This window comes from Pseudoalteromonas lipolytica (genome assembly GCF_003515105.1).
Taxonomy (GTDB): Bacteria; Pseudomonadota; Gammaproteobacteria; order Enterobacterales; family Alteromonadaceae; genus Pseudoalteromonas; species Pseudoalteromonas lipolytica.
The window spans coordinates 1,926,864-1,948,161 of record NZ_CP032090.1 but is presented as its reverse complement, the minus strand read 5'-3'; the positions used below and the strand labels follow the sequence as shown (position 1 = coordinate 1,948,161).

The 21,298-nt window shown below is 41.3% G+C and carries 17 protein-coding genes; 12 read left to right on the top strand and 5 right to left on the bottom strand.

Features of this window, described 5'->3' with window-relative positions; translation table 11 throughout:
• Positions 1-3 precede the first annotated feature (3 nt).
• The 4 genes from D0907_RS08900 (at position 4) to D0907_RS08885 (ending at position 4,780) form a co-directional block, all read left to right on the top strand.
• Positions 4-1,341: a replication-associated recombination protein A gene (locus D0907_RS08900; RefSeq protein ID WP_065979978.1), complete on the top strand. Its 1,338-nt coding sequence runs from the start codon at positions 4-6 to the stop codon at positions 1,339-1,341.
• Complete coding sequence (crcB, locus tag D0907_RS08895) at positions 1,334-1,720, top strand: fluoride efflux transporter CrcB (protein ID WP_074989576.1); 387 nt, start codon at positions 1,334-1,336, stop codon at positions 1,718-1,720. The genes D0907_RS08900 and crcB overlap by 8 nt, the downstream gene beginning before the upstream one ends.
• 8 nt (positions 1,721-1,728) lie before the next feature.
• Complete coding sequence (gene serS, locus D0907_RS08890) at positions 1,729-3,033, top strand: serine--tRNA ligase (RefSeq protein WP_036968138.1); 1,305 nt, start codon at positions 1,729-1,731, stop codon at positions 3,031-3,033.
• Between the two features lie 202 nt (positions 3,034-3,235).
• On the top strand, positions 3,236-4,780 hold the full coding sequence (locus D0907_RS08885; protein ID WP_065979977.1) for an arylsulfatase: 1,545 nt from the start codon (positions 3,236-3,238) through the stop codon (positions 4,778-4,780).
• A gap of 139 nt (positions 4,781-4,919) precedes the next feature.
• Here D0907_RS08885 and D0907_RS08880 read toward each other — a convergent pair whose 3' ends face one another.
• Entirely contained in the window at positions 4,920-6,119 is a 1,200-nt protein-coding gene (locus D0907_RS08880) for an Nramp family divalent metal transporter (protein WP_118844340.1), read from the bottom strand.
• Positions 6,120-7,242: 1,123 nt separating this feature from the next.
• On the opposite strand from D0907_RS08880, the gene D0907_RS08875 reads away from it, so the two are divergent.
• Entirely contained in the window at positions 7,243-7,659 is a 417-nt protein-coding gene (locus D0907_RS08875; RefSeq protein ID WP_118844339.1) for an MAPEG family protein, read from the top strand.
• A gap of 116 nt (positions 7,660-7,775) precedes the next feature.
• On the opposite strand, the gene D0907_RS08870 is transcribed toward D0907_RS08875, so the two are convergent.
• Positions 7,776-9,623 carry an ABC transporter ATP-binding protein gene (locus D0907_RS08870; RefSeq protein ID WP_118844799.1) on the bottom strand — a complete coding sequence of 616 codons (1,848 nt, stop codon included), beginning with the start codon at positions 9,621-9,623 and terminating at the stop codon, positions 7,776-7,778.
• Between the two features lie 158 nt (positions 9,624-9,781).
• Here D0907_RS08870 and D0907_RS08865 point away from each other — a divergent pair, with 158 nt between their 5' ends.
• The 6 genes from D0907_RS08865 (at position 9,782) to D0907_RS08840 (ending at position 15,502) form a co-directional block, all read left to right on the top strand.
• Positions 9,782-10,609 carry an alpha/beta hydrolase gene (locus D0907_RS08865; RefSeq protein WP_036968151.1) on the top strand — a complete coding sequence of 276 codons (828 nt, stop codon included), beginning with the start codon at positions 9,782-9,784 and terminating at the stop codon, positions 10,607-10,609.
• 4 nt (positions 10,610-10,613) lie between these two features.
• Complete coding sequence (locus D0907_RS08860) at positions 10,614-11,009, top strand: VanZ family protein (RefSeq protein ID WP_036968155.1); 396 nt, start codon at positions 10,614-10,616, stop codon at positions 11,007-11,009.
• Positions 11,010-11,077: 68 nt separating this feature from the next.
• On the top strand, positions 11,078-11,989 hold the full coding sequence (locus tag D0907_RS08855; RefSeq protein ID WP_118844338.1) for a sensor domain-containing diguanylate cyclase: 912 nt from the start codon (positions 11,078-11,080) through the stop codon (positions 11,987-11,989).
• 208 nt (positions 11,990-12,197) lie between these two features.
• Positions 12,198-13,592 (top strand): M28 family metallopeptidase, encoded by a 1,395-nt coding sequence (locus D0907_RS08850; RefSeq protein ID WP_065979972.1) that lies wholly within the window; start codon positions 12,198-12,200, stop codon positions 13,590-13,592.
• 97 nt (positions 13,593-13,689) lie between these two features.
• Positions 13,690-15,042, top strand: coding sequence for an NADP-specific glutamate dehydrogenase (gene gdhA, locus D0907_RS08845; RefSeq protein ID WP_065979971.1), 1,353 nt, complete (start codon positions 13,690-13,692; stop codon positions 15,040-15,042).
• 106 nt (positions 15,043-15,148) lie between these two features.
• Positions 15,149-15,502 (top strand): DUF1428 domain-containing protein, encoded by a 354-nt coding sequence (locus tag D0907_RS08840; protein ID WP_118844337.1) that lies wholly within the window; start codon positions 15,149-15,151, stop codon positions 15,500-15,502.
• Between the two features lie 97 nt (positions 15,503-15,599).
• Here the strand turns inward: D0907_RS08840 and D0907_RS08835 are convergent, their stop codons facing one another.
• The 3 genes from D0907_RS08835 to D0907_RS08825 form a co-directional block, all read right to left on the bottom strand.
• Complete coding sequence (locus tag D0907_RS08835; RefSeq protein ID WP_118844336.1) at positions 15,600-17,315, bottom strand: AMP-binding protein; 1,716 nt, start codon at positions 17,313-17,315, stop codon at positions 15,600-15,602.
• A 236-nt stretch (positions 17,316-17,551) separates the two neighbouring features.
• Positions 17,552-17,998, bottom strand: a complete 447-nt coding sequence (locus tag D0907_RS08830) for a DUF3010 family protein (protein WP_036968178.1) — start codon at positions 17,996-17,998, stop codon at positions 17,552-17,554.
• A 64-nt stretch (positions 17,999-18,062) separates the two neighbouring features.
• Entirely contained in the window at positions 18,063-19,073 is a 1,011-nt protein-coding gene (locus D0907_RS08825) for an endonuclease/exonuclease/phosphatase family protein (protein WP_118844335.1), read from the bottom strand.
• Between the two features lie 257 nt (positions 19,074-19,330).
• On the opposite strand from D0907_RS08825, the gene thrS reads away from it, so the two are divergent.
• Positions 19,331-21,241 (top strand): threonine--tRNA ligase, encoded by a 1,911-nt coding sequence (gene thrS / locus D0907_RS08820; RefSeq protein ID WP_036968184.1) that lies wholly within the window; start codon positions 19,331-19,333, stop codon positions 21,239-21,241.
• Positions 21,242-21,298 lie beyond the last annotated feature (57 nt).

The following is a 21,298-nucleotide window of genomic DNA, read 5'->3' as shown; positions in this document are numbered from 1 at the left end:
GGCTTGAGTAATCTAGGATTTAATTTTGGTCCTGATGTGCGCCCACTTGCGGCGCGCATGCGACCTGAAACATTGAATGACTACATTGGTCAGCAACATCTTTTAAGCCCTGATAAACCGCTATACCAAGCAATTTTAGCTGGGCGCTGCCACAGCCTGATTTTGTGGGGCCCGCCGGGGGTTGGCAAAACCACTCTTGCGCAAATTATTGCTAATCATGCAGATGCAAGTCTTATTCAAATGTCTGCTGTCACCGCTGGCGTAAAAGACATCCGTGAAGCGGTCAATGAAGCCAAAGCTAACCTTGCTGGGCGAGGTCAGCGTACGCTATTATTTGTCGACGAAGTACACCGTTTTAATAAATCACAACAAGATGCCTTCTTGCCTCACATAGAAGACGGCACGTTTATTTTTGTTGGCGCCACCACAGAAAATCCTTCGTTTGCACTCAATAACGCCATACTTTCACGTGCGCGTGTTTATGTACTTAAAGCGTTAGAGCAAACCGATTTACACAATGTGATTGAGCGCGCATTACGTGATGATGTAGAGCTAAGTGAAAAAAACATCGTCATTGCCGATAACGCAAAGCAGGCACTTTGCCAAGCCAGCGACGGTGATGCCCGTAAAGTACTCAATTTACTTGAACAAGCCGTTGATTTAACCACTGAAAAACAAGGTAATTACCTAATTGATCAGCATGTTTTAAGTCAAGTGCTGCCAACGCATTTAGCGAAATATGACAAAGGGGGCGATGAGTTTTACGATCTAATCTCTGCGTTTCATAAGTCTGTACGAGGCAGCTCACCCGATGGTGCTTTATATTGGTATTGCCGTATTTTAGCGGGGGGGGGCGACCCGTTATATGTTGCAAGACGTTTATTAGCCATCGCGACAGAAGATATCGGCAATGCAGACCCTCGCGCTATGGAAGTTGCACTCAATGCATGGGATATTTATCAGCGAGTGGGGCCAAGTGAAGGTGAACGTGCCATAGCGCAAGCCACGCTCTATTTAGCCAGTGCGCCTAAGAGCAATGCTGTGTATATGGCTTTTAATCAGGCCAAGCACGATGCGCAAAATGAACCTAGTTACCCTGTACCAGAGCACCTGCGTAATGCACCTACCAGCCTAATGAAAGATTTGGGCTATGGTGCTGAGTATCGTTATGCGCATAACGAAGAAGGCGCATTTGCCGCAGGCGAAAAATATTTTCCTGAAGCTATTAGCGATAGGCAGTATTACTTTCCTACGGATCGCGGGCTTGAGCAAAAAATAAAACAAAAGCTGGATTATTTAACGCAGCGAAATGAGCAAAGTGATTTTAAACGTTATGAATAGTTTAAAACTTTACATGATGATTGCATTGGGTGGCGCATCAGGCGCTTGCTTACGCTATTTTCTTAGCGAAACAATGCTAAAACTGCTGGGTAGGGGATTCCCTTTTGGCACGTTGACAGTTAATATTCTTGGTTCATTGTTAATGGGCATTTTATACGGCTTGATTGAAAAAGAAATAATCGCTGTTAGCCCTGCTAAGACCTTAATTGGTATTGGCTTTTTAGGTGCATTGACCACCTTTTCAACATTCTCAATGGATTCGTTGTTGCTGTTGCAACAAGGTCACTTTTTTAAAATGGCCCTCAATATCACCTTAAACGTGGTGGTGTGTATATTTATGGCTTGGCTGGGCCTTCAGCTGGTAATGCAAAAAGGTTAAAAACTAACATGTTAGATTCTAAATATTTACGTCAAGATATTGAACAAGCGGCTGCGCGTTTAGCAACACGTGGCTTTGAACTTGATATCGATGCAGTGACTGCACTTGAAGAAAAACGCAAAACATTACAAGTAAAAACGCAAGAACTTCAAAGCGAACGTAACGCAAGTTCCAAAGCTATCGGCCAAGCTAAAGCCAAAGGCGAGCACGATAAAGCACAAGCTTTGCTTGATTCGGTCAGTACCCTTGGGGATGAACTAGACAGCGTAAAAGCAGAGCAAGACGCAGTGCTTGAAGAGCTTAAGCAAATTGCCCTTGCCATTCCAAACTTACCAGATGAGTCAGTTCCTGTTGGTGAAGATGAAGAGCAAAACGTTGAAATATCAACGTGGGGTACACCAAAATCATTTGACTTTGAAGTAAAAGATCACGTTGATGTAGGTCAAGACGTAAAGGGTCTTGATTTTGAAATGGGCGTGAAGATCAGTGGTGCACGTTTTACTGTGATGCGTGGCCAAGTTGCGCGTATGCACCGTGCATTAACTCAATTTATGCTTGATACGCACACCGATAAAAACGGTTACACAGAAATGTACGTACCTTACCTTGTTAATAGCGCAAGTTTGTACGGTACAAGCCAACTGCCTAAGTTCGCAGGTGATTTATTCCACACGTTAGGTTTAGTGGATGACGAAGGTCAACAACAACCTGGTTTTAGCTTAATTCCAACAGCTGAAGTACCCCTTACGAACTGTGCCCGCGATGAAATTTATGACGAAAGTGACTTGCCAATTCGTTTAACCGCGCATACGCCATGTTTCCGCAGTGAAGCCGGCAGCTATGGTCGTGATACACGTGGTCTTATTCGTCAGCACCAATTCGACAAAGTTGAATTAGTACAGCTAGTAAAACCAGAAGACTCAATGCAAGCGCTAGAAGAGCTAACAGGTCACGCAGAGCAAATCTTACAAGCATTAGAGCTTCCTTACCGTAAAGTGATTCTTTGTACCGGCGATATGGGCTTTGGTGCTGCGAAAACTTACGATTTAGAAGTATGGTTACCTGCACAAAATACCTACCGTGAAATTTCATCGTGTTCAAACATGGTTGATTTCCAAGCACGTCGCATGCAAGCGCGTTTCCGTCGTCAAGGTGAGAAAAAACCAGAACTATTGCATACACTTAATGGTTCAGGTTTGGCTGTAGGTCGTACATTGGTTGCCATTTTAGAAAACTATCAACAAGCTGACGGCTCAATTGTTGTGCCAGAGGTATTGCGCCCATACATGGGAGGCTTAGAGGTTATTAAATAAGTTTTATTAGCCTAATAAGTTAAAAATGCCGCATAGGGAAACCATGCGGCATTTTTGTTTGTTTTTTAACTAATTAATTTGCGGAAGTGTAAACATTTAGTAGACTAAAAAGGTACCTTTAGTACTCAATACCAATCTACATTAATACTTAATCATTTAGTTAAGTGGATTGTGATACTCCAAAACACGAAGGATTGCTGTTATGAAAAGATTTCTCGCCGTCGCATCTGCTGCTTTGTATTTAGTAAGCTCAGTGGCGTTCGCTAAAGATAAACCCAATATTCTTATAATATTCCCTGATGATGTAGGGTGGCAGAATATAAGTGCCTATGGTTTGGGTACAATGGGCTATAAAACCCCAAATATTGATAAACTCGCCCATGAAGGCACGATGTTCACTGATCATTATGCTCAACCGTCATGTACTGCTGGTCGCGCGGCCCTTATTACCGGACAGTACCCAATCCGTAGTGGCATGACAACTGTTGGCAGACCCGGCGCAGAGCTTGGTTTAAAAGCGGGCTCCTATACTCTTGCTGAAGTTCTTAAAGAGCAAGGTTACGCTACGGGTCAATTCGGTAAAAACCATTTAGGTGATCGCAACGAGCACTTACCAACCGTTCATGGTTTTGATGAATTCTTTGGAAACTTATATCACTTAAATACCCAAGAAGAGTTTGAGCAAGTTGATTACCCTAAAGATCCTGAATTCTTCAAAAAATACGGTACACGCGGGGTTTTACACACTTATGCAACTAATGTAGATGACAAAACAGTTGATCCACGATTTGGTAAAGTTGGTAAGCAAAAAATTAAAGACACAGGCCAGCTTTCTCGCGAGCGAATGAAAACGGTTGATAAAGAATTCATGGATGCAAGTTTAGACTTTATCAAGCGAGCACAAAAAGAGAATAAGCCGTTCTTTGTGTGGTTTAATCCAAGCCGTATGCACATGTATACCCGTTTAAGTGATGAAAGTCGTTATTTAGCTGCCAAGCACACTACAGAGCACGATTTGTATGGTAGTGGCTTAATTGAGCATGATCAACAAGTGGGTGAATTGATGGCTGCACTTCAAGACATGGGTGTGCTAGATAATACGATCGTTGTTTACTCGACAGATAATGGTCCAGAACACAGTGCGCGTCTTCATGGTGGTACAACGCCATTCCGTGGAGAAAAAATGACAACCTACGAAGGCGGTGTACGTGTACCAATGATTGTTCGTTGGCCAGGTAAAGTACCCGCAGATAGAATTTTAAACGGTATTCAAACACACATGGATATTTACACCACTTTGGCAGCTGCTGCGGGTGAGCCTAATGTAGCCAAAAAAGCACTTAAAGAGCATAAACAGCCACTTGATGGTGTAAATAACTTAGATTACTGGTTAGGAAAAACAGATGACAGTGCACGTGACCACTTTTTCTATTATTACGAATCAAGCATTAAAGCGATTCGCTATAAACAATGGAAGCTGCATTTTGAAACAAGCGAAAACTACTATGCACAGTATGAAAAACAAAAGTTCCCCATTTTCTACAACCTTCGCATGGATCCGTTTGAAAGCTTTGATGGTTTGACTGACCGCTCTGATATAGTTCAGGCTAAACAATGGCTTAACGAACCTGTACAACACTTATTAGGTGAGCATATTAAGTCGCTTACTGAATACCCACCGCTTCAAAAAGCAGCAAGCTTTGACTTTAGCCAGCTTATGGAGCAGTTAATGTCAGGTAAGCAATAAGACAAAGCGCATAGACTTGAGCGCATAAAATTTAAGCCGCATAGGGAAACCATGCGGCTTTTGATTAAGTAATATTGCGCTGGTATGGACGACTAATCTGTTATAAATGGCTTTGATTTTACCATTTCGCACAATCACTTTAGAAAATCAAACTGAATAATTTATAAATACTTAAACTAAAAATGAGTAACAAGACAGGGAAAATAACAACATTAACAAAAACAGAGTTAGTGTATTCTCCCATAATTGATTTTTGATTCACCAACCAAACAAGGTAGCAAGTCACAATCGGCAGGAGTAAGCCATTGGCTGCTTGCGCAAAGATGATCACCGCAACAGGGTCAAGTCCGAGAGACGCCACAACCGCACCAAACGCTAAGATAATAATTGCCACACCTTTAAAGCGTGTATTACTCATTTTTGTTGACCAACCCAACATACCACACACGGCATATGCACCCGCTAGAGGAGCCGTTATTGCACTGGTGAGGCCCGCAGCACATAAGCCAATAGCAAAAAAGTAGTGAGCCATTCCACCCAACAAAGGCTCTAGTTGTACGGCCATATTGGCTGCAGAAATTTTACCCGCATCGGTGCCATAAAATGCCACGGAAGCTGTTGATAAAATTGCTAAGGTAATAATACCGCCAAGGGTTATTGAGATACTGGTATCTACATTAGTTTCTTTAATAACCTTTTCAATATCTTTATTTTTGTCATGTTTTTGGGCAAGAACGCCTGAATGTAAAAACAGATTATAAGGAACAATGGTGGTGCCGATTAAGGCTAATACCGTGGTAATGGAGTTATCAGGTAAACTTGGTATAAAGCCCTTTAAAACGAGAGTTAAGGGCGGCGCAGCCATTATTAATGTCGAAATAAAGACCAAGCTCATCAGCACAACTAAAACGATCAATGCACCTTCAATTACTTTATGCTTTCCGGTATACAACAGCACGGCACTTAAAATTGCAATCAAAGGTGTCCAAATCAAAGGATTAAACGAGGGCAATATTTCTTGTAAACCCAGGCTTGCTCCAGAGAGGTTGCCTGCTTCATAGGCTGCACTGCCAATTCCTATTGCGCTGATCACTAAAAACGCGGCTAATAACTTAAACACAGGCGTTTTGATGGTTGTTCTCAGTGCCGTTGCTAAGTCTTGTCCCGTTGTAACACCGAGTCTAGCAGCCATAGATTGCAGCAAAATAGTGGCGATAACCGAAAATAAGAGTGTCCAAATTAAAGCAAAACCAAAGTTTGCCCCTGCAACGCTTGCGGTGGTAATGGTGCCTGGGCCTATAAAGGCAGCAGTGACAAGAAGTCCGGGTCCTAAACGCATGTAAAACCTTTTTATTATTAGAATAGTGAATTTTAGCTAATCAACTCATCGCTAGGCAGCAAAGCCACCGTGTGAGAAGTGCTGTCTGTAAATGCTCACGATATAATGTGTGGTTCTGAGGGTAAAGTAAAAACGGTGAGATTTGAGGGGGCAAAACGAAAACTACTTCAAAAGTGCAAGTAAATTGATAGTTAACATACTTAATTACAATTATTTGATTGAATTTATTTACTCTTTTTAGTGTTTTAACGTTCTTAAATCAATATAGTAAAAATGAGCACAATAAAAAATATTCTTGTTTATTTGCGACGCTGTTTGCGGTATTGCGTCATACACATTTATTTAGCGCAGTGAGATAAATGGCAGTGAACGTTGAGTGAGTTAACTTTATCAAAGCGTGTTCAGCGCATTCCATGGTCATGTTAATTACGCACAGTCATTTGGTTTTGCAACTAAAGAACAGAACTTTAATGTCACCAACAACGCATTGTAAACTGGGTTCAATCTCTAAAGACGGCAAAGCAACAGGGATTGCCCGAGTTGCAGCACAAGCAAAGCTTACGGTGTACTACTAATATCGGACTTTTCAATTCAGTGACTACTGACAAGCGTACAATAGTATACAGCGCATCGCTTGGTGACTTAGGCAGCAAGTAGCCAGCCTGTTGGTCATTCATTACTGCAGCAAAGCGCGCTCGGCCCGCGCTGGTACACGCAGGAGCTGGGGCATTTTATCGACAACAAATGATATGTCTGATTTTACTTTATTTAGCTCTTCGAGAAAGCAAAATACTCTTTAAACAGTCTTGATAAGAAATGTTCGCGCCTTGAATAAATGAAACAGCGGGTTATCAGTGTTTTTATGGCAATGCTAGGGCACTTTATATTTTAGGGCACTTAATAAGGTAGGGCACTTAATAAGGTAGGGCACTTAATGAAGTGGTCGCGGGAAATAAGCGTATATTGCATGTGGCACACACATTGTAAAATTTATACACAGTCCGTACTAATTATGCAGCTTTAAGATTTAAAAAATTAATCTCATTAAAAATCAGTGGGTTAATTTGGTTGGCTTTTTGCAAGGTTAAAAGAATTCGTCTTATTTTAACAAAAGGAATTAACAATGCCTGAATTAACCTTGTCTGCTTATTTTGCTGTCTATGTTTACTTAATCATGCTTATTCTTCAATGGGGAGTGGCTGCGGTTGTTAAGGCAAAACAACCCGGTGCCGTACCTGGTAAGTTTAGCGCATCTTTGGGTCATGAAAGCTTTGTATTTCGTGCGCATCGCACGTTTATGAATAGTTTAGAAAATAGCCCGTTGTTTTTAGGTGCGGTATTTTTAGGTTTTTTTCTAAATGTGAATAGTAATGTATTCGCTCTGTGTATCTGGGTGTATGTGATAGCAAGGATTATTCATATGCTGCTGTATTACGCTATTGCAACAGAAAAGAACCCAAGCCCGCGCAGCTATTTCTTTTTGATTGCAGCGATTGCCAATATAGCCCTCGTGGTATTAATAGGGTTACGTTTAGTGTAGTGGTCATCATTTTTTAAGCCTAACGTGCTTTGTTTTTAAACCACATTAGCGAAAAAAAAGAGGCATTGAATGAATTATCAATGCCTCTGCGATTAAGCGTTTAAATACGCGATTTACTACTCAACACCTATAAAGCCACCGGTTTGATGAGACCATAAGGCAGCATAAATACCGCCTTGCGCTATCAATTGTTCATGACTGCCTTGTTCAACAACACCGCCTTCATCCAGCACGATGAGTCTGTCCATTTGCGCAATGGTTGATAAGCGATGGGCAATTGCGATGACCGTTTTACCCGTCATTAAATCATCAAGGCTGGTTTGTATAGCGGCTTCGACCTCGGAGTCAAGCGCACTGGTTGCTTCGTCTAAAATGAGAATAGGTGCATCTTTGAGTAGTACGCGTGCAATCGCGATTCGCTGGCGCTGTCCCCCAGATAGTTTGACACCTCGTTCACCCACTTGAGCAGCAAACCCTTTATTGCCTTTGCTGTCTTCTAAATCTTCGATAAACTCAAGCGCTTTTGCTTGTTTTGCTGCGGCTAACATTTCATCTTCTGTTGCATCAGGTCTACCATATAAGATGTTATCTTTTACAGAGCGATGCAGTAGTGATGTGTCTTGCGTCACCATTGCGATGTGTTTACGTAAGCTCTCTTGGCTTACCGTAGCAATATTTTGGTTATCAATGGTGATATTTCCGGAATCAACATCGTAAAAGCGAAGAAGCAAATTAACCAACGTTGATTTACCGGCACCTGAGCGGCCAACTAGGCCAATTTTCTCACCTGCTTTAATGTTTAAATTTAAACCATTAATAACGGGGCCACGGTGCGTTTCATTTGCTGCTTTACCATAATTAAACTGCACGTTTTCAAAGCTGATTGCACCTTTCGATACTGCAAGCGTTGACGCGTTGGGTTGATCGTCAACCTCGATAGGCGTCGATAAAGTCTTCATTCCATCGGCAACCGTGCCAATGTTTTCAAATAGGCTGCTAATTTCCCACATGATCCACTGTGCCATCCCATTTAATCGCAATGAAAGACTGACGGCAATAGCGATTGCACCAACAGAAATAGCGCTAATCGACCACAGGTATAAAGATAAGGCAGCAATACTAAAGACCAGTAAATAATTTAAGGTATTGATCGAAAAGTTAAGGCTCGTCACTAAACGCATTTGCTTATAAACAGGTTGTAAAAACACATCCATGCTGTCTTTGGCGTATTGCTCTTCTCGCTGAGTATAAGAGAACAATTTGATTGTTGAAATGTTGGTGTAACTATCGACTACGCGGCCTGTCATTTCTGAGCGTGCATCAGCTTGGGAGCTGGCAACACGCTTTAGCTTAGGAACAAAGTAAAGTTGAATGGCGGCATATAATAGTAACCAAACTAATAGTGGGATCATTAAACGCCAGTCAGATTCTGCGACTAAAAATACCATCGCGCCAAAATACACCACAATGTACATCAAAACATCGAGCAGCTTCATCACGGCCTCGCGAACTGCAAGAGAGGTTAGCATTACTTTAGTCGCAATGCGGCCCGCAAACTCATTTTGATAAAAACTGATACTTTGCCGAAGTAAGTAGCGGTGAGCTAACCAACGTATAGACATTGGGTAGTTACCTAGGAGTGCTTGGTGTAAAACCGCAGAGTGAAAAAACACCACGATAGGCAACACAACAAGCAGTATCACAGCCATTCTGATCAACTCAGATTTTTGCTCAACAAATAAAGTCGCTGGTGTGTATTGGCCTAGCCAGTCAACTAACTGGCCCATATAACTAAAAAGAGAAACCTCTAAAATAGCTAATGCAGCTGCACTTAATGACATAAAGAATAATGACAGCTCCATGCCTCGCGTATAATGGCGGCAAAAAGCAAACAAACTATTGGGCGGCTGAGAAGGCTTTTCTTTAGGAAATGGATTGGTCATCCGTTCAAATATACGATACATAAGCGACGCTTTTATAAAATTAAGTAGTGGTACTATATCATTGAGCTGGCTTTTTAGCAGAGCATTTACGATAAAAATAACGTTTAAAATACAACATTTATTCATGTATTTACATGTATTTAAATTAATGAAAACATAGCAGGAAAAAAGACGCCATCATGAAAAAATTACTCTGTGCATTGTCGCTATTAGTGTGTTTGCCTGTCAGTGCGTATCAGCTCGAAACCGTTACGTTTAAAGGTCAAAAAACAGCGATTGAAAAGCCGCTGACTGTCATTCTACCGCAGGGTTACAATTTGTCTGTACGTTATAACGTGGTGTACGTATTGCACGGCTTTAGCGGAAACCATACCGATTGGTCAAACCTGACAGAGATAGAAAGATTAGCAGATCACTATAACGTCATTATCGTCAATCCGGATGGTAACTATGGTTCGTGGTATGTTGATTCTGAAGTTGATAACGCATCTCAATACGAAACATACATTGCAGATGATGTCGTTAATTTTATTGATAATACATATGCAACGAATGCCAGTAAATCAGGCAGAGCAATAACAGGCTTGTCGATGGGAGGCTTTGGTGCATTACATATTGCAATTAATAACCCTGAACGGTTTGCTGCGGTATCGGGTATCTCAGCTGGGGTTGATGTAAGGCCGTTTTCGGCAGAATTTGACTTAGCAAATGTGCTGGGCAGTTATGCACAAAATAAAGCCCGCTGGGATGATATTGCCATTATAAACAACCTTCATAAAATAGCTGGGGGCAATACGGCTTGGAAAAAAGGCGATGACAGTTTAGCGATTATGCTCGATATAGGGGTTGATGACTTTTTTATTGAACAGAATCGTGCATTACACCACGCTATGCTCACAATGCGAATCCGCCATGACTATATTGAGCGTGCTGGGAAACATGACTGGCATTATTGGCGTCGAGTGATCCCTTATCAGTTTTTATTCTTAACATCTCATATGGAGTAATAACATGTTACAACGCGCACTGGTCGTTTTAGCTGCTGCTTTTTTTATTTTTATCGGCTGGGTAATTTACCTCGCTAATACGGGTCAAAAAGCGGTGTTTTTTGATCTCGTTGCTGCCATTCCTTACGGTGATAAAGTAGGCCATTTTTGTCTGTTCGGGTTACTTACTTTGTTTATTAATCTTGCCTTTAAATTTAAAACGTTTGTTGTGGCCGGGTATACTATCTATTATGCCGCAGCAATCGTGGCAACGTTCGTGGTGTTAGAGGAGTTGAGTCAATACTTTGTTGAAACTCGGACGTTAGATTTTATTGATTTAGTCGCTGATTTCATGGGCATTGCTTTTTTTAGTGGTATTTCTGTTTGGTTATCTAAGCGCTTATACCCGATCAAAAATTAATTTTTAGTGGTTTAGTGACTCGCTTTGTTTCGGCTATACTCAGAATATGGGTTGCTTAGAAGTCGCTTATGAATACAAAAACATCTGAATATTTACCTGATATTGTTGAGCTTTTACTAGACGCTGTGTGTGTTGTAGATGTTAAAGGTTGCTTACTTTTTACAAATCCTGCCTTCGAAACTATTTTTGGTTATTCACCTGGCGAAGCAATTAATAGACAAATGCTCGATTTTGTTTACCCCGAAGACAGAGCAAAAACCATACATGCAATTAACCAAATAATGAACAACAATCAGCACCCACGGTTTGAAAATCGCTGGGTAAGAAAAGATGGCCGGATCGTGCATGTTTTGTGGTCTGTGTATTGGTCACAAGAGAAGCAAGTAAGAGTCGCCATTGCGTTTGACATAACAGAGCAAAAAAAACTCGAACAAAAGCTTATCTATTTAGCAGGGCATGACCCGCTCACTGACTTACCAAATCGAAGCTTTTTAATAAACCAACTTGAAGAATCACTGTCAATCGCTAATACGCTTTCGTCGGTGCTTGGGGTGTTGTTTATTGATATAGATGGATTTAAGCAAGTTAATGATATTCATGGTCATGCAGCAGGTGATAAATTATTAAAAACCATCGCGATGCGAATTCGTCATGTGCTTAAAAAAAATGACAGTGTAGGTCGCTTAGGGGGTGATGAGTTCGTTGTCATTTTAAACAGTATAAAGAACAAGCAAGACATTCTCATGTTGGTCGACACGTTAAAGAAAGAGATAGTAAAGCCACTTGAATTTAACGATGCCGAGCTTGCTTACTCCCCTAGTATGGGGGCCGTAATGTTTCCTGAATATTATGGTGATGCAGAGTATTTGATTCAATGTGCTGATAAAGCCATGTACCGTGCCAAGCATTCGGGGGGGAATCAAGTTGTGTTTTATAACGATGATATAAAGTTACCCGGCGCTCAAAGTATTAAACCATAAGTAAAAGTTCAACTGCGACTCAGACTATCAAGATAGGTCTTTAAGTAGACACACATTACAAAAAGCAATCGCCTTTATTTAATAGAGGCGCTTAATACCTATCTGCTGTGTTAAAAGTTTTAACCTAATAATCTGTCTTCTAACTCATTACTATTGCTTGAAGCGAAATATTAGTTAGCCTTGAATGATTCATTGAAGGAGTGACACTATGTTAAAGCGAAAAACAATAACAACGAGCAGTGTTTTGTTTGGCTCATCATTACTATTAGCAACGGCTGCACACGCCACAACGCCTGAAGTTAACAATCAACGAGCATTGCATGAAATAGCGAGTGCGGTTTCAAAGACCCGTATAGAGCAAGATATTCAAACCTTGGTTGATTTTGGCACGCGACATACTTTATCAGAGACTAAATCAAATACTCGTGGTATTGGGGCTGCAAGACGCTGGATAAAAGCGGAGTTTGAAGCAATTTCAAAAGCGTGTGGCCAGTGCCTTGAAATCATTGAGGTCAAAGACACTATTGCTGGCGAAAAACGTATTCCAACCCCTGTTGAAGTGGTAAATATAATTGCCATTCAGCGAGGGCAGGTTGACCCTAATCGGATGGTTATGATGTCGGGTGATATCGATTCTCGTGTCAGTGATGTGATGGACTACACCTCAGATGCACCGGGTGCGAACGATAATGCCTCAGGTGTAGCGGGTGTGATTGAGTCTGCGCGAGTGTTGTCACAATACACATTTAATGGCTCGATTGTTTATGCCGCACTATCAGGTGAAGAGCAAGGATTGTTTGGTGGTAAAATATTAGCGAAATACGCGCAAGATAATAACTGGCGAGTACATGCTGTCTTAAATAACGATATGATCGGTAATTCTACCGGTATTAATGGTGTAACAGATAACACCACCGCACGTATTTTCTCTGAAGGCACACGGGTTATTGAAACCAAAGAACAAGCCCATAAGCGTCGGTTTACCGGGGGAGAAGTCGATTCTGCGAGCCGCAACCTCGCACGTTACATCGATACAATCGCCGACAAATACATAGAAAATCTTGATACCATGTTGGTGTATCGATTAGACAGGTTTGGGCGTGGAGGGCATCACCGCCCATTCAACGATGTTGGCTTTGCTGCTGTTCGTATAATGGAAACCAACGAAAATTATAATCAACAACATCAAGACTTGCGCACCGAAGATGGCATTACATATGGTGATACAATTGATCATGTTGATTTTGCATATGCTGCAAAGTTAACGTCATTAAATGCAGTGAGTCTTGCGTCAATGGCATGGGCGCCAGCACCACCAACGGGAGTCAGTATTTCAGGGGCCGTTAAACCAAGCACCACCTTATCGTGGCACCACAGTGATGATCCTACAATTACAGGCTATAAAATTTACTGGCGTTATACCAGTGAACCTCAGTGGCAATTTAGTCGTGATGTTGGCAAAGTTACAACAGCGACGTTAAAAAATGTGGTGATTGATAACTACTATTTTGGTGTTGCAGCAGTAAATAAAGACGGTATTGAATCACCCGTTGTTTTTCCGGGAGATGTGGGTGCATTCGAATGGGCGAATAATGAGCCCTAAAACCTAATAACACGTCTTTATTATAAAGTGATCGATTTGTCTCATCAGTGAGTTTAAAACTAGTGAGACATTTCAATAGCTTGAAAAAGGAGCTGACATGCAATATCTAGAAAATATACTGCAAACTGTAAAGGATTCTAACCCACACGAACAGGAATTCCATCAAGCCGTTGAAGAAGTGCTTACCTCATTAACCCCAATTCTTAAAGAAAATGACGTGTATCAACACAATGCGATTGTTGAACGTTTAGTTGAGCCTGAAAGACAGATAATGTTTCGCGTGCCTTGGTTAGACGATAAAGGAAACGTGCAAGTTAATCGGGGATTTAGAATCGAATTTAGCTCTTCTCTTGGTCCTTACAAAGGGGGATTACGGTTTCACCCGAGTGTTAATTTAAGCGTGGTCAAATTTTTAGGCTTTGAGCAAGTTTTAAAAAATGCGTTAACAGGGCTTCCTTTAGGCGGTGCAAAAGGAGGGGCTGACTTTGATCCAAAAGGAAAGAGTGATCATGAAATTATGCGTTTTTGTCACTCTTTTATGACAGAGTTGTACCGACATATTGGTGCACAAACCGATGTGCCTGCAGGTGATATTGGTGTTGGGGAGCGAGAAATTGGCTATCTATTTGGTCAGTACAAGCGGATTACAAACCAATATAATGGGGTACTTACAGGTAAGCCCACTCTGTTAGGGGGCTCTTCATTAAGAGTCGAAGCAACGGGTTATGGTATCGCCTATTTTCTTAGTGCCATGCTTGATGCTAAAAATGATTCACTAAAAGGTAAACGTTGCTTGGTGTCAGGGGCTGGAAATGTTGCCCTGTATTTAATGGAAAAACTGTCACAATTCGATGCGACTATTTTGACCTGCAGTGACTCAAAAGGCACCTTATATTGTGAAGATGGCCTTGATGTTGAATTAATAAAACACTTAAAAAAAGAGCAGGGCGCTGCGCTGCGTGATTACTTGAACGAGCACCCACAAGCAGAGTATATCCCTGTGAGTCAGTATCCAAAAGATGGTCACCAAGTTTGGCACTTTAACGGCGATATCGCATTACCGTGCGCCACACAAAATGAAATAACTAAAAAAGATGCCCAAGCGCTTGTCGATAATGGCTGTAAAATTGTCTGTGAAGGTGCAAACATGCCAACGACCGCTGAGGCACACGCTATATTTCAAGAACACGATGTATATTTAGGTCCAAGCAAGGCTGCTAATGCTGGTGGGGTTGCAACGAGTCAATTTGAAATGGCGCAAAATGCAAGCTTGCAAACATGGCGGCCACAGCAGGTTGACGAAAAACTGCAACAAGTAATGAAAAACATTTTTGATAGAGTATCAGCAACGGCAAAGCGTTATTCAAGTGAAGACGACCTGTCGCTCGGTGCAAACATTGCGGGGTTTGAACGGGTTGCTCAGGCGATGCTTAAGCAAGGCGTTGTTTAACTCGCAGAACAGCTAATTAATGTTAAGAATGCGCTGCTAATGAAAATAGCTAGCCACTTTTTTGCTACTAGACTATGTTTAACATGCTTATTAAAGGAGTTAACTTATGTCTTATGCCGACGGTTTTGTAGCTGCTGTACCCACAGTAAACAAAGAAAAATACCTTGCACATGCTGAATTTGCAGCCGAAATATTCAAAGAATACGGTGCGTTAAAGGTGGTCGAAACCTGGGGGAGTGATGTACCCGATGGTGAAGTCACTTCATTTCCCATGGCTGTAAAAGCGGATGAGAATGAAACGGTGGTGTTTTCATGGGTCATCTGGCCTTCAAAAGCTGTTCGCGATAGCGGCTGGCAGAAACTAATGGAGGATTCACGTATGAGCCCTGAAAACAACCCCATGCCATTTGATGGTAAACGTATGATTTATGGTGGTTTCGATATTGTATTAGACAAATAAGAAGCGTGTATGTGGGCGTGTTTAAGCCCATTGAGTTTTTCTGTCTGATTGCCTATTTATGTAAAGCTCAGCCTTGCTGAGCTTTACTGTTTCTACACTACGAAAATGCCTTTTCGTTGAGTAGTTCTTGCATCTGTTCACGCATTTTGAATTTTTGCAATTTGCCTGTAACTGTCATCGGGTATTCGTCGACAAAGCGAATGTGCTTTGGCACTTTAAAATAAGCCAGCTTGTCTTTTAAAAACTCACGAATGGTATCTTCGTCAAGTACGGCATCTTCTTTTGGTTGGATCCACGCACATACTTCTTCACCATATTTTTCATCACTGATGCCAAAAATCGCTGCATCCTGAATACCTGGGTAGGTGTATAGTACTTCCTCTATTTCACGAGGGTAAATGTTTTCGCCGCCGCGAATGATCATATCTTTAATACGACCAACAATCGCTACAAAACCGTGTTCGTCCATCACACCTAAATCGCCAGAATGTAACCAGCCGTGTTCATCGATAGTGGCATTGGTTTTTTCTTCATCGTTCCAGTAACAACGCATAATACCCGCACCTCGGCTACATACTTCACCGGGCACACCAATTTTTTGGATATCGCCAAGTTCATCAATAATTTTCACCTCGGTATGGGCAAGTGCTCGTCCTACTGTTGTCACTTGTTTTTCCAGTGGTGAATCGGTTTCGGTTACATTGTTAATCGGGCTGCATTCAGTTTGTCCATAACCAATAACCACCTCTTTCATGTGCATTAATGTTTGTACTTTGCGCATGACTTCCTCTGGGCATGTGGAGCCAGCCATAACACCTGTACGCAGGCTTGATAAGTCATAATCAGCAAAGTTTTTTAGTTCAAGTTCGGCAATAAACATAGTGGGTACGCCATGAAGTGCTGTACAGCGTTCTTTTTCAACAATATCTAACGTTGTTTTCGGATCAAAGGAATCACCCGGAAAAACGGCAGTAGCCCCTTTACTAATACACACTAAATTGCCCAGTACCATGCCAAAACAATGATATAACGGAACTGGAATACATAATTTATCAAGATGGGTTAGTTTCATGGCTTGTGCCATTAAGAAACCATTATTGAGAATGTTTTTATGCGATAACGTTGCGCCTTTAGGGTTTCCTGTCGTACCCGAGGTAAATTGAATATTGATATCTTGATCTGCTTTTAATGTTGCACTAATCGCATCAAGCTCAAGTTTATGTGCATCAGTCGCACGTTGCATTATGTCGCTAAAACAATACATTCCCGCTGTAGGACGTTCGCCAATGCGAATGATATTTTTCAAATGGGGAAGTGCTTTAAGATCTAAATTGCCTGCATTTGCATTTTTTAGTTCAGGTGCAAGTTCATTTAGCATGTCGATATAATTACTCGATTTAAACTCATCAGCGGTGATGAGTGTTGAGCATTCGACACTGTTTAATGCGTATTTTAGCTCGCTTGGGCGGTAGGCAGGGTTAATACACACCATAATGGCACCTATTTTCGCCGTGGCAAATTGTGTTAAACACCATTCAATGTTATTGGGTGACCAAATACCCACACGATCGCCGGGTTTAACGCCAATTGACAGCAAGCCCATCGCAAGTTGGTTAATCTGTTGCTGGTATTCTTTATACGTAAGGCGGATATTTTGATGATTAACAACAATCGCGGGGTGTTCTGGGTAATTGTCGACAATGTTATCTAGGTACTGACCAATGGTTTGCTCTATGAGAGGAATGTCAGTGCGACCTTTAAAATAGCTTTGTGTTAATGGGAGACTGTTATTATGTATGTTCTTTGCTTGCATTGTTTTCTCCGTGTCCTATTAAAATGTTGTCATGGACTTGATGCGAAAATAACAAAAATGAATACACTGCGTGTTCATTTAGTGTCAGCTTACAGTTTTAACTAAGCATAGATTGTCGACAAATAAAAGTCTTATAAGACTAATGTACAGTGATTGCAGCTAAATTAAGAGAAAAGAATGGTTTTTGGCAGGCATAAAAAAACGTGCCGTAGCACGTTCTTTTTAAACAAGATAAATTACGCTTGATCTTGTTTATAGGTTTTTCGCATTAAGTACACATAGGCACTGATAAACGCGTTTTCTTGAAACTTTTTCAGTCCAGTGTCTTCAAATTCGATAGGCAGTGGATTGCGTTTAAGCTGCTCTTTAATTGTTGTTGCGCTGAAAATTTGCACATCTAACTCTTCAATAAGTTGAATGGCTGTTTCCATTTTGAAACCTTTAGCACTGCCTGCAAATTTACCTTTAGGTTGACGCTCTTTAATTGCAACAGAATCAATTTGGTAATCTTGCATCAGTTTTCTAAAATCAAACTGAAATTTGCGCATAACTTCTGTGTCATTACCATCGCCTAACGTAAAGCGAGTTTGTCTTACATCACGGATATCAAACACGTCGTTATCTTTCGTTAAAATACACAGTAGTACATCGCTACCTGTAATTTCTACACCGCATGTTCTCATAGTTAATCTCTAAATAACTTAATTTGCGCAATTATAGCAAGTAACGTCCTGAAAAACAGTTGCTTTAAAAATGAATTTTAATTGCAATCGAACTATGGTCACTTACTGTAATATCTTCTACTGCTTGGTGGGGGTTTAAATGCGCATCATAGCTTTCGTATTCCAGCTTTGAGACCTTTGATAGTGCGCATTGTGGATTAAAATGCGCAGAGACCAAAATATAATCGAGCACGTTTCCCTTGCCGTGATAATAGTGGCTAAACGGCTTTGTGTTGTTCTCACTAGCAGCGCAAAATAGGTAGGCGTCTGTTAAGCCGACGACGGGTTCATTATTTGCTATACAGGGCTCGCAACGAGTCGGGTGAAAGCCTTGTGTCATAAATGATAATGTTGGGCTTGTCAGCACGTCGTTAAAATCGCCCATCACCAAGGTGGCACATTGTTTTTCACGCTGTGTTTTTAACGCATCGTAATAAACAATAGACGCCTCTAATGAGCGTGATATTTGCGATTGCATTGCGCCAACTGTTTGGTGCAGCAACTGCAATAAGGGATCTTCAAGGTTATGTATGTTGAGTATGTGCGCCATAGATTGCACACGTTGTGATTTAAAATGCACAACATAACAGCACACCTCACCAAATTCAGGAAAGTCCAAGAAACACTTTATAGGCGTGCGATTAAACTTAAAATCACTTTGGTTGTTGAGGTATTCAAGCAATTCTGGGCAGGGAGTCAAAGGTTCGACACAAGTGAAAGGGTATTTACTGGCGATAGCAACAATAGGATTAAACAGCACTTGAGGGTACAGCGCATCGTGCGAAGGGGAGTCAACGGTTTCAAAATAATCATAACCGGCTTCTTTACACTGTATTTCTAATGCGTGAGCACTAAAAACCTCTTGAAACGCGACCACATCGGCTTTCGAATCAAACAGAAAATCACGCACAAACTGCTGCTTTTGCTGCCACTGCGTGTTGTTATAGCGTTCATGCTGTTGGTAAAACGAATAAGGGGGAGCAGTGTAGTTAAGTAAATTCAAACTAGCAAACTTGAGCGTATGCGTGTGTGGCATCGTGATCACCGTTAAAGTACTGACCTGTTAAGTATGAAATGACTTAAGTAATTGTCAATTTACTCACCTAAATACTTGTATTTGAGGACTCTAGCGGCGACAATGGGCGCTTGTATTTGCGAAGACTCAGTAAATACACGTCTTTTAGGCACCAAATGGCAATGCTTATTCGTAAAAGCGTTGCAGAGTTACTCAAAATTTATTTAAAAAATTACATGTGATGCATTGTAGGCATCACCACTGTATAAGGATTTATAATGCCAGTTATTACCCTTCCTGACGGCAGTCAGCGTAGTTTTGAAAACCCAGTAAGTACATATGATGTTGCCAGCGATATTGGCCCAGGTTTAGCGAAAGCAACCATAGCCGGTCGTGTAAATGGTAATCGTGTTGATGCATGTGACTTAATTACCGACGATGCGCGCTTAGAAATTATTACTGCCAAGGATGACGACGGTTTAGAAATCATCCGTCACTCTTGTGCGCACCTAATTGGTCATGCAGTTAAGCAACTTTTCCCTGACGCGAAAATGGCAATTGGTCCAACGATCGACAATGGTTTTTACTACGATATCGATATGGATCACTCATTAAGTCAAGACGATTTAGACGCCATCGAAAAGCGTATGCTTGAACTTGCAAAAACAAACTACGATGTGGTTAAAAAGACCGTAAGCTGGCAAGAAGCGCGTGATACATTCGAAGCACGTGGTGAAACATACAAAATGGAAATCTTAGACGAGAATATCGCAAAAGATGACCGCCCAGGTTTATACCACCACGAAGAATACATTGACATGTGTCGTGGCCCACACGTACCAAATATGAAATTCTGCCAACATTTTAAAATAATGAAAGTGGCGGGTGCTTATTGGCGCGGTGATTCTGAAAACAAAATGCTGCAACGTATTTACGGCACAGCATGGGCAGATAAAAAGCAACTTAAAGCGTATCTAAAACGTTTAGAAGAAGCTGAAAAACGTGACCACCGTCGCATTGGTAAAGCACTTGATTTATGGCATTGGCAAGAAGAAGCGCCGGGTATGGTGTTTTGGCATAATGACGGCTGGAGCATTTACCGTGAGCTTGAAGACTTCGTTCGTGAAAAACTACGTGAGTACGATTACGAAGAAGTGAAAGGCCCATTAATGATGGACCGAGTTTTGTGGGAAAAATCAGGGCACTGGGATAAATACGCAGATGCCATGTTCACCACAGAATCTGAAAAGCGTGAATATGCTATTAAACCAATGAACTGTCCTGGTCATGTGCAAATTTTCAACCAAGGTCTAAAATCATACCGTGACTTACCATTGCGTATGGCTGAGTTTGGTTGTTGTCATCGTAATGAGCCATCAGGTGCATTACATGGCTTAATGCGTGTTCGTGGTTTTACACAAGATGATGCACATATATTCTGTACTGAAGACCAAATTATGGATGAAGTATCAGCGTGTATCAAAATGGTTTACGACACGTATGAAACGTTCGGTTTTGAAAAGATCGTTGTAAAACTGTCTACTCGCCCAGAAAAACGTATCGGTGAAGACGAAATGTGGGACAAAGCAGAGCTTGCATTAGCAGAAGCTCTAAAAGTAAACGACATTGAGTTTGATTACTTACCGGGTGAAGGGGCGTTTTACGGTCCGAAAATTGAATTTACATTATATGATTGTTTAGACCGTGCATGGCAATGTGGTACAGTGCAATTAGATTTTGCATTACCAGGTCGTTTAGGTGCGACATACGTTGCAGAAAATAACGAACGTCGTACACCTGTTATGATACACCGTGCTATATTAGGTTCGATTGAGCGTTTCATTGGTATTTTAACCGAAGAATACGCCGGATTGTTCCCGACATGGCTTGCACCTAAGCAAGTGGTGATCATGAATATCACGGATAAACAAGCTGACTATGTGCAAGAAATTGTACAAAAATTAAATAAACTTGGAATTAGAGCCGCTGCTGACTTGAGAAATGAGAAGATTGGCTTTAAAATCCGTGAACATACGTTAAAACGTATTCCTTACTTACTTGTTGTAGGCGACAAAGAAGTTGAACAACAAGAAGTGGCAGTACGCACTCGCACAGGTGAAGACCTAGGCAAATTTAATGTTGATGATTTCATTGCAAAAATTAGCGACGAAATAAAAAATCGACAATAAATCATGAGCGTGTAGGGCATAACAAACAGCCAACTACACGCTTTTTATTTTATATTC